The sequence below is a fragment of the Kitasatospora sp. NPDC059577 genome (genome assembly GCF_042735475.1).
Lineage (GTDB): Bacteria > Actinomycetota > Actinomycetes > Streptomycetales > Streptomycetaceae > Kitasatospora.
Genome location: NZ_JBHWBZ010000009.1, coordinates 71,050 through 79,270 on the forward strand (window position 1 = coordinate 71,050; position 8,221 = coordinate 79,270).

Below are 8,221 nucleotides of genomic sequence, written 5' to 3' on the forward strand. Positions count from 1 at the left end.
TTGATGTTGTCGTAGCCGTTCCCGAGCGGGAGGTCCGCCTCGGGCGCGATGTCGGGGTGGGTGGTGCGCTCGCCGCGGTTTTCGTGGAGGACCGGGGCCGCGGCGGCCGCGAGCCGCCGACGCTTCTGCGACGCCTGGACGCGCCGATTCACTGAGTCAGTCACCCGACTGACTATAGACAGCCTCCCGTGGACGCGTGCTACGGTCTTTCTGAGTCAGCCAACTAACTCACAACGGGAGGGGATCTCGATGATCACAGTGACGGGCGCCACCGGCAACATCGGCCGGACGCTGGTGGAGCTGCTGGCCGGAGCGGGCGAACAGGTGGTGGCCGTGTCCCGGCAGCCGCAGCCCGCCGCCCCCGCGACCGGCGTCCGCTGGGCGCGGGGCCACCTCGGCGACACCGCGGGCCTGCGGCCCGCCCTCGAAGGGTCCCGGGCACTGTTCCTGCTGCTGGGCGGCGAGCTCAACAGCCGGGGCGAGAGCCCGGAGGCCCTGCTGGACGCCGCCGCGGACGCCGGGGTCGAACGGATCGTCCTGGTCTCCTCACAGGTCAGCGCCACCCGCCCGGACTCGCCGTCGCACGCCCGGCTGCGGCAGTTCGAGGACGCCCTGGGCGCATCCGGACGGGACGTCACCGTCCTGCGCCCCGGCGGCTTCGCCTCCAACGCCTTCGCCTGGGCTGAGACGGTCCGCACCGAGCGCACGGTCTTCGCCCCGTTCGGCGACGTGGCGCTGCCCGTCGTCGACCCGGCGGACATCGCGGCGGTCGCCGCGGCCGTCCTGCGCGAGGACGGGCACGCCGGCCGCACCTACGAACTGACCGGCCCCGAGCTGATCAGCCCGCGCCGACAGGCCGCGGCCCTCGCCGAGGCGCTGGGCGAGGAGGTCGCCTTCGTGGAGCTGTCCCGCGAGCAGGCCCACGCCCACCTGGCCCGGTTCATGCCGGAGCAGGTCATCCCCGGAACGCTGGACGTCCTCGGGCTCCCGCTCCCGGCCGAACTGACGATCAGCCCCGACGTGGCGGCGGTCCTGGGCCGCCCGGCCGCACCCTTCGGCGCGTGGGCCGTTCGCAACCTGTCGGCGTTCCGGTAGGGGCGGTGCGGGGCCCGGCCCCGCCGGGCCGGACCCGACCGGACCCCGCGCCGGGTCAGGCGGTGGCGGGGTTCACCGCCTCACCGTCCTCGACCGCCCGGGCGGGCACCGACCGCAGCGCGGGAGCCGGCGGGGCGGGGACGACGGCGGGGATGACGGCGGCGACGGCGGCCGCGACCAGGGCGACGCCGCAGCCGATCACCAGACCGACCCGGAAGCCGCCCTCCGACGGGAGGGTGTGGCCGCCCAGGGTGACGGTCAGCTGCGACAGCACCACGCCGACGACGGCGGCGGACACCGAGGTGCCCAGCGAACGCATCAGGGTGTTGAAGCTGTTCGCCGACGCCGTCGCGGACAGCGGGACCGCGCTCATGATCAGCGCGGGCATCGCACCGTAGGCCAGACCCACACCGCCGTTGGAGACGATCCCGGCGATCAGCACGCCCCAGGTGGACCCCATCAGCGGCAGCGCCGGCCCGTACCCGGCCGCGATCGCCAGCGCCCCCATGACCAGGGTGAACTTCGGCCCGCGCGCGGCGGAGAGCCGGCCGCCCAGGGGCGAGACGACCATCATCATCAGCCCGCCCGGCGCCATCCACAGGCCCATCGCCAGCATCGACTGGCCCAGCCCGTAACCGGTGGCCGTCGGCAGCTGCAGCAGCTGCGGCAGGACCAGCGCCTGGGCGTACATGCCGAATCCGACCAGGACGGACGCGACGTTGGTCAGCAGCACCCGGGGACGGGCGGTGACCCGCAGGTCCACCAGCGGGGCGGCGACGCGCAGCTCCCAGCGGGCCCAGAGCATCAGGACGGCGGCCGAGACGGTGAACAGGCCGAGGGTGCGGGTGCTGCCCCAGCCCCAGTCGCCGCCCTTGGAGACGGGCAGCAGCAGGCAGACCAGGCCGACGCTGAGCCCGGCGGCGCCGACGAGGTCGAAGCGCCAGCCCGGGGCGGGGCGGGTGGCGGGCGCCGGGGCGGGGACCACGGTCCGGATCATCGCGATGATGACGACGGTCAGGGCGGCGGTGCCCCAGAAGAGCACGCGCCAGCTCGCGTAGTCGGCGACACCGGCGGCGATCGGCAGGCCGAGGCCGCCGCCGATCCCCATGGACGCGCTGACCAGCGCGATCGCTGAGCCGAGCCGCTCGGGCGGCAGGACGTCGCGCAGCAGGCTGATGCCGAGCGGCACCAGACCCATGCCCATGCCCTGCAGCGCCCGGCCGATGATCATCGGCACCACGGACGAGGACAGGGCGCACAGCACCGAGCCGAGCAGCAGCGGGACGCAGGAGGCGATCAGCATCGTCCGCTTGCCGAGCAGGTCACCGAGGCTGCCGCTGATCGGGACGAACACGGCGGCGGAGAGCAGGGTCGCGGTGATCACCCAGGAGGCGTTGGAGGCCGTGGTGTGCAGGAGTCGGGGCAGTTCGCTGATCAGCGGGGTGACCAGGGTCTGCATGATCGCGGCGACGGTGCCGGTGAACGCGAGCGTGGCGACGATCGGACCGGTACGGGGGGCGGGGGTCGCCATCCTGCTCAGCCGGGTCGACGCCCAAGGTCCGATGTCCATCGGACAGCTGAGCGACGCCTTCGGCCTGGACGTGTCCACCCTCAACCGGCAGACGGCGGCGCTGAAGAGCGCGGGACTGCTGGAACGCATCCCCGATCCGGACGGCGGCATCGCCCGCAAGTTCCGGCTGACGGAGGCAGGACAGCAGCGGCTGGCCGACGAACGCGCGGCCCACGTCCGGGCCCTGGACCTCGTGATGGCCGACTGGCCGGAGGAGGACGTCGAGCGGTTCGCCGGATACCTGCGCCGGTTCAACACCAGCATCGAGGACATCGACGGGCGGCCCTGGCCCCGGGGGTGACCCGGCCACGCGGCCCGAGACCTGCCGGGGTCTCGGACGGACGGGGCCACTCGGACGTCAGGAGCGCTTGAAGGCCTCGACGGCGCCCTCGGCGACCTCGATCACGATCGAGTGGAGACTCTCGATGCGCGAGACGATGGCCTCACGCGGGCCCTGACGCCAGACGTCACTGCCGTAGAAGGCGTCCTCCTGCGAACGGTGCTGCTCGACGGAGTCGAACGCCCGGATCAGGTAGGCCTCTTCGTGCCCGTCCTCGTCGACCAGTGAAGCCCCGTGGTCGACGACCCGGATGCCGGCCGCTTCGAGCAGCGGAACGGCCTCCTCGGCCATCACGCGGACGAAGTCGGCACGGGTGCCCGGCTTCAGGCGGTAGGTACGGAGTTCGAGTATCACGCTGGTTCTCCCGGTGGTTGGCGCACAGTTGGCGCACCGCAGGCCGGGGGCGGATCCCCCGGCCGGGCGGAGAGCCTACGCGGGAAGCGGACAGGTGCGCAGGAGATCAGGGGCGGGCGTCACGGTTGCGCCTGTACTCGCGGAGGAGCGCGAGGAGGTTGATCAGCGTGCTGGCCGGGATGTTGCCGAGGTTGACGAGGCGCAGGCCGTGCAGATTGGTCTCCCCCGGGGCGGCGGAGGGCCAGAGGAGGCCGAACTCGCGCCCCTCGGTGCGGAGTTCGATGATCAGCTCGGAGAGCTGGCGGACCGTGAGGTGGAGCAGGGCCGGATCGGCGGGGTGGATGGGGTGGTGGGCGCTCACGCGGCACCGTCCAGCTGCAGCTCGAACCAGACGCTCTTGCCGAGGTACTGGGGGTCGACGCCCCAGCGGTGGGTGAGGCCGGCGACGAGCTGCAGGCCCCGGCCCGACTCGGCCAGGACGGACAGGGGTTGCTGCTCCGGGAGGCTCGGGCTGCGGTCGGAGACCGTGACGCGGAGGGTGTCGGCGAGGAAGAGGATGAGGACGACCGGGGAGGTCGTCCCGCCGTGACGCCAGGCGTTGACGATGAGTTCGACCAGGGCGAGTTCGGCGTCCGCGATGGAGGCGGGCGGCCAGCCGGCACGGGTCATGCCGTCACGCAGGGCGTCGCGGGAGAGCGTGAGGGAGGGGGAGTTGAGGTTGCGCACAGGGGTCTCCCGGAAGGGGAAGGGGTGAGACCGGCGGATACGTCGCCGTGAACGAGCCCACTGGACATGGGTGTTCTTCGGTGCCCGAGCGGCGTTCTGACGATCCGTTCGGTGATCGGTGCATCACAGACTGTAGGGCACGCGATGGCAAATTTGCCAGCTGATCCAAGAAGATGTGCCCATCTGCTCGCTGGACTCGTCCTGCGCAGGCGGTAGATGCTGGGGAAATGCCACCTACCCCAACCGCACGCCGCAAGCGCGTCGGCACCGAGCTGCGAAAGATGCGAGAGGCCGCAGGGCGCACAGCTGGAGATGCTGCCGCCGTCCTCGGCCTCGACCGCAGCAAGGTCACACTGATCGAGCAGGGCACCTACCCGATCAGCGCCGAACGGGTCCTCGCACTCGCGTCCGAGTACGAGGAGGCCGACTCCGATTACGTCGACGCCGTTGCCGCGATGGCCGCCGACCGAACCAAGGGGTGGTGGGAGGAGCACAGAGGCCTCGTCCCTGCCGGAATTCTCGAAATCTCCGAGGTCGAGCACTACGCGAGCGCGCTGGTGACGTATCAGATCTGTCACGTGCCAGGACTCATGCAGACGGAGGAGACAGCACGAGCGATCTTCCGAGAGGTCCATCCGCCTCTACGACCCCTGAACATCGAAGCGCGAGTCGAGAATCGGATGCGCCGAGCAGAGCTACTGACGCGAAGCGATCCGCTCAGCTACGAAGCGATCGTGCACGAGGCCGCACTTCGGATGGAGTTCGGAGGAGCAGCTGTTGCCAGGGAACAGCTGAAGCACCTGCTCACACTCTCAGAAGCAAGCAATGTGACCCTGCGCGTGCTGGAGTTCAAGGCCGGCGGCTTCAAAGGGGCAGGTCAGGCCGCACTGTACGCGAGTGGACCCGTGCCCCGCCTCGATACGGTTCAGCTGGACTCCGTAAGATCGCCAACGTTCCTGACCGAGATGAACCAGCTGGAGAACTACCGGAGCATCCTGGGGGCGATGCGCGATCGCGCGCTCGATCCATCAGCCTCCCGTGAGGCGATCTCCAGCATCCTGAATAGCCTGTGAGGCCCCGTGGAAGATCTCGCTTGGCGCAAGCCGAACGCTTGCGGCGACGGCAATAACTGCCCGGAGGTGGCCATAGGCCCGGACGCCGTGTACGTCCGCAGCAGCCTTCTGCCCGAGGCCGTCGCCCAACTCACCCCCGCCGAATGGCGTGACCTCGTCTCCGCCATCCGCAACGGCGAGTTCGACGTCTGACCCGCTCCCCCACCCACGGCCCGCCGGCTCTCCGGCGGGCCGTTTCGTTCTCTCCGGCGGGTCGGTCCGTCGCGCTACCTTGTTCCGCCTGCTACCTTGTGATGCATGGTACCTGGCATCACCAACCCGGACGGGCCCGCCGAGGCCCCCGACGGACCCGTGGCGACCCAGCTGCGCAAGGGCGTGCTGGAGTACTGCGTACTGGCCCTACTCAAGGACGGCCCGCGCTACGGCGTCGAACTGCTCCAGGAACTCGGCCGCTTCCCGATGCTGGCCACCAGCCAGGGGACGATCTACCCCCTGCTCTCCCGGCTGCGCCGCGCCGGGCTCGCCGAGACCTTCCTCCGCGACTCGGCCAGCGGACCGTCCCGCCGCTACTACACGCTCACCGACACCGGCCGCGAAGCGCTGCGGGAGTTCACCACCCTCTGGCCCGCCTTCCGCGAAACCGTCGACCACGTCCTCGACCCGGGAGAGAACCCGTGAACAACCCCATCGAGCACCCCCTGGTCCGCGCCCACCTCGACGCGGTCACCCGCTACACCGCCCCTCTCCCCGAGGAGCGCCGCCGCGAACTCCTCGCCGACCTGCGCGAACACGTCGAGGTCTCGCTCGCCGAGCATGGCCCCGCCGACGAGGCCGCCGTCCGCCGGGTCCTGGAACAGCTCGGCACCCCCCGGCAGATCGCCGACGCCGCGCTCGCCGAGGACGGGCTGACCCTTCCCGAGCCGGAGAGCGCCCGTCGCACCAACGTGACGCTGCTCCTCGCGGTGCTCCCGTTCCCGCTGCTCCTGCTCCCGGTCGCCGGGCCCCTGCTCGCGCTGGCGGCCGCCGTCACCGCCGCCGTCCGCGTCACCAGGTCCCGGATGTGGAGCCGCGAGCAGAAGAAGCGGGCCACCCTGCTCCTGCTCGCACCCATCCTGACCACGCCGCTGGCCGCCGCCGCCTTCGTCGCGATCTCCTCGACGGGGCTGACCGCGACCAACCTGCTCGCCGCGTACGCCCTGGGGTTCAGCCCGGTCCTGCTCGCGGCGGCACTGCTGGCCCGATCCGCCGCCCGCCTGCGCGGCGCCGCCGCCACGGCCTGAGCCCGAGCCGCCCTCACGGCCCGAGGCACCGGCCCCGCCCGCGCCCTCACCCGGCCCGGCGGCGCCTGAACTCGGCCAGCCACTCCCGCACCTGGGCCTCGTCGTGCAGGTACGGCTCCCCGGGCCCGGACCGCAGGTCGATGCCGTACAGCCGGCTCAGTGCCCGCAGGGACGGTTCGTCCCAGTGCAGTTCATCGTCCAGGTACCAGCGCCCGGCCCAGCGGTCGGCCGCGTCCCTGCTCACCCGGCCGTCCGCGACGGCGGCGAACCACCACTCGATCTCGTCGGGGCCGGGCTGCCCGGCACCGCCCGGGGCGTCCGCGCCCGTGCCGTCGCCGCTCACAGGTCGTCGGGCCCGGCGACGGCCGGACCGAGGTCGGCGGGGACGTGGGCCGCGGCGAGGGCGGCGGCTTGCGTCGCCGTCGGGACCTCGCCGAGCAGGTCGCCGTCGGTCTCCCGGTCGAGGGTGCGCTGCACCCGGTAGGGGCCGCCGTCACGGGCCGGGACGATGACCACCGCCGGCGGGTACACGTGGCCGACGCTGGACCGGAAGCCCAGCCGGCTCACGCTGGAGAACGGGAGCAGCTGCCGCAGTCGCGGCTGCCGGTACGCCGCTTCCAGCGCCGCGCCGAACTCCCGGAACTCCGGCATCTCCGCCGCACACTCCCGCAGCAGGCGCCACGCCACGTCGACCGCGGCGGCCGGGCTGCGGTCCGCCGCCTCCGCGAACTCGCCGTACTCCACCCACGGCAGCAGCGCGCGCAGCTCCGGCAGACTCGTACCGCGTCCCCAGGCCGCGCCCGCCCAGACGACGTCACCGAGGTCCGGGGTACCGCCCCCGATCATCGCCACCCCCCGGCTCCAGCCGTCGACGCCGAAGTACCGCCACCCGTCCTCCAGGTGGATGTCGAGCGGTTCCCGCCCGGGGGCGGGCGCCGCGATGCTCGCCGTCCGGTCCGAGTCGGCCGGCAGCACCGTGACGTCCAGGGCCAGGTCTGCCGCCGCCCGTTCCAGCGCGGCGGTCAGGCCGCCGGCGGCGATGACGTCGGCGTAGAACGCGGATTCCATCGCGCCAGTATGGCGACACGGCCGTCGCCGATCGAGAACGGCTTGATCGGATCGCTGCCGAACTCTCCGAGCGGAAGGCGGTTTTCCGCTGCGGAGGGCCTGGGTAGTGACGAAGGCGTTCGCACCCGCACCGTTCACACATGCGGTGCGCCGGAGCAACTTTGACGATCATTCACCGAAAGGCATTCCCATGGACCGGAACCTCCGGAACGCCCTCGCCGTCCTCGTGACCGCCGGCGCCCTCTGCGCCGCCGCCGCGCCCGTCGCCACCGCCGCCGAACAGGCCCAGCCGGTGGCAGGGGTGCAGGCGCAGGTCCGCAACCCGAAGACGGTCAAGGCCGACGCCTACAACCAGGCCCGCAGCATCCTCGCCAACGCGGGCAGCCAGACCGCCGCCAAGTCACACCCGATCCACGGCAAGAACGACGTCCCGGTCTCCTACGGCACCAGCCTGCTCGCCTCCGCCCGGGACGAGTTCCGCGCGGCCGACAAGAACCTGCCCGCGGGCCAGAAGAAGTCCGACATGTCGATCCCGCACTACAACGCCATCCACAACGCGGCGAAGGTCATGGGCATCGACCGCTGGTAGCCGCCCGGCTGCCGGCCCCCCGCGCCCCCCCCGGCCCCCCCGCCCCCCGCGCCCGGGCCCGCCCCCCCCCCCGCTCGAGGACCTCCCCCCCCGCGCGGGGGCGCGCGCGCCCGGACAGCGGCGAGC

General features: G+C 72.4%; 12 protein-coding genes and 1 pseudogene. 7 read left to right on the plus strand and 6 right to left on the minus strand.

Annotated features, from left to right (window positions below; all coding sequences use genetic code 11):
• Nucleotides 1-249: 249 nt before the first annotated feature.
• On the plus strand, nucleotides 250-1,095 hold the full coding sequence (locus tag ACFV0O_RS10940) for an SDR family oxidoreductase (protein WP_380339298.1): 846 nt from the start codon (nucleotides 250-252) through the stop codon (nucleotides 1,093-1,095).
• Between the two features lie 55 nt (nucleotides 1,096-1,150).
• On the opposite strand, the gene ACFV0O_RS10945 is transcribed toward ACFV0O_RS10940, so the two are convergent.
• On the minus strand, nucleotides 1,151-2,626 hold the full coding sequence (locus ACFV0O_RS10945) for an MFS transporter (protein ID WP_380339301.1): 1,476 nt from the start codon (nucleotides 2,624-2,626) through the stop codon (nucleotides 1,151-1,153).
• Here ACFV0O_RS10945 and ACFV0O_RS10950 point away from each other — a divergent pair.
• Nucleotides 2,625-2,966, plus strand: a pseudogene (locus tag ACFV0O_RS10950) (MarR family winged helix-turn-helix transcriptional regulator); the annotation flags it as partial. The gene ACFV0O_RS10945 and the pseudogene ACFV0O_RS10950 overlap by 2 nt on opposite strands.
• Nucleotides 2,967-3,023: 57 nt before the next feature.
• On the opposite strand, the gene ACFV0O_RS10955 reads toward ACFV0O_RS10950, so the two are convergent.
• The 3 genes from ACFV0O_RS10955 to ACFV0O_RS10965 form a co-directional block, all read right to left on the minus strand.
• The gene (locus tag ACFV0O_RS10955) at nucleotides 3,024-3,359 is read right to left on the minus strand and encodes an NIPSNAP family protein (RefSeq protein ID WP_380339304.1); all 336 of its coding nucleotides are present in this window, start codon (nucleotides 3,357-3,359) and stop codon (nucleotides 3,024-3,026) included.
• A gap of 106 nt (nucleotides 3,360-3,465) precedes the next feature.
• Nucleotides 3,466-3,720: a hypothetical protein gene (locus ACFV0O_RS10960; RefSeq protein WP_380339307.1), complete on the minus strand. Its 255-nt coding sequence runs from the start codon at nucleotides 3,718-3,720 to the stop codon at nucleotides 3,466-3,468.
• Entirely contained in the window at nucleotides 3,717-4,085 is a 369-nt protein-coding gene (locus tag ACFV0O_RS10965) for an ATP-binding protein (RefSeq protein ID WP_380339310.1), read from the minus strand. Before ACFV0O_RS10965 ends, ACFV0O_RS10960 begins: the two co-directional genes overlap by 4 nt.
• 227 nt (nucleotides 4,086-4,312) lie before the next feature.
• Between ACFV0O_RS10965 and ACFV0O_RS10970 the strand changes: the two genes are divergently transcribed.
• From ACFV0O_RS10970 to ACFV0O_RS10985, 4 genes are all read left to right on the plus strand, one after another.
• Nucleotides 4,313-5,158: a helix-turn-helix domain-containing protein gene (locus ACFV0O_RS10970; RefSeq protein WP_380339313.1), complete on the plus strand. Its 846-nt coding sequence runs from the start codon at nucleotides 4,313-4,315 to the stop codon at nucleotides 5,156-5,158.
• A gap of 6 nt (nucleotides 5,159-5,164) precedes the next feature.
• Nucleotides 5,165-5,350: a DUF397 domain-containing protein gene (locus ACFV0O_RS10975; RefSeq protein ID WP_380339316.1), complete on the plus strand. Its 186-nt coding sequence runs from the start codon at nucleotides 5,165-5,167 to the stop codon at nucleotides 5,348-5,350.
• A 105-nt stretch (nucleotides 5,351-5,455) separates the two neighbouring features.
• Nucleotides 5,456-5,836, plus strand: a complete 381-nt coding sequence (locus ACFV0O_RS10980; RefSeq protein ID WP_360253302.1) for a PadR family transcriptional regulator — start codon at nucleotides 5,456-5,458, stop codon at nucleotides 5,834-5,836.
• Nucleotides 5,833-6,438, plus strand: coding sequence for an HAAS signaling domain-containing protein (locus ACFV0O_RS10985; RefSeq protein ID WP_380339320.1), 606 nt, complete (start codon nucleotides 5,833-5,835; stop codon nucleotides 6,436-6,438). Before ACFV0O_RS10980 ends, ACFV0O_RS10985 begins: the two co-directional genes overlap by 4 nt.
• A 46-nt stretch (nucleotides 6,439-6,484) precedes the next feature.
• Here the strand turns inward: ACFV0O_RS10985 and ACFV0O_RS10990 are convergent, their stop codons facing one another.
• Complete coding sequence (locus tag ACFV0O_RS10990; protein WP_380339323.1) at nucleotides 6,485-6,781, minus strand: hypothetical protein; 297 nt, start codon at nucleotides 6,779-6,781, stop codon at nucleotides 6,485-6,487.
• Nucleotides 6,778-7,506 (minus strand): DUF6193 family natural product biosynthesis protein, encoded by a 729-nt coding sequence (locus ACFV0O_RS10995; RefSeq protein WP_380339325.1) that lies wholly within the window; start codon nucleotides 7,504-7,506, stop codon nucleotides 6,778-6,780. The genes ACFV0O_RS10990 and ACFV0O_RS10995 overlap by 4 nt, the downstream gene beginning before the upstream one ends.
• Nucleotides 7,507-7,696: 190 nt before the next feature.
• Here ACFV0O_RS10995 and ACFV0O_RS11000 point away from each other — a divergent pair, with 190 nt between their 5' ends.
• A complete protein-coding gene (locus tag ACFV0O_RS11000; protein WP_380339328.1) occupies nucleotides 7,697-8,095 on the plus strand; it encodes a hypothetical protein in 399 nt (132 codons plus the stop codon).
• Nucleotides 8,096-8,221: the final 126 nt, after the last annotated feature.

What these genes read in the sequence shown, in the direction of transcription:
- ACFV0O_RS10940 (WP_380339298.1), top strand. Translation starts at nt 250, where the DNA reads ATGATCACAGTGACGGGCGCCACCGGCAACATCGGCCGGACGCTGGTG.
- ACFV0O_RS11000 (WP_380339328.1), top strand. Translation starts at nt 7,697, where the DNA reads ATGGACCGGAACCTCCGGAACGCCCTCGCCGTCCTCGTGACCGCCGGC.
- ACFV0O_RS10995 (WP_380339325.1), bottom strand. Translation starts at nt 7,506, where the DNA reads ATGGAATCCGCGTTCTACGCCGACGTCATCGCCGCCGGCGGCCTGACC.
- ACFV0O_RS10980 (WP_360253302.1), top strand. Translation starts at nt 5,456, where the DNA reads ATGGTACCTGGCATCACCAACCCGGACGGGCCCGCCGAGGCCCCCGAC.
- ACFV0O_RS10945 (WP_380339301.1), bottom strand. Translation starts at nt 2,626, where the DNA reads ATGGCGACCCCCGCCCCCCGTACCGGTCCGATCGTCGCCACGCTCGCG.
- ACFV0O_RS10970 (WP_380339313.1), top strand. Translation starts at nt 4,313, where the DNA reads ATGCCACCTACCCCAACCGCACGCCGCAAGCGCGTCGGCACCGAGCTG.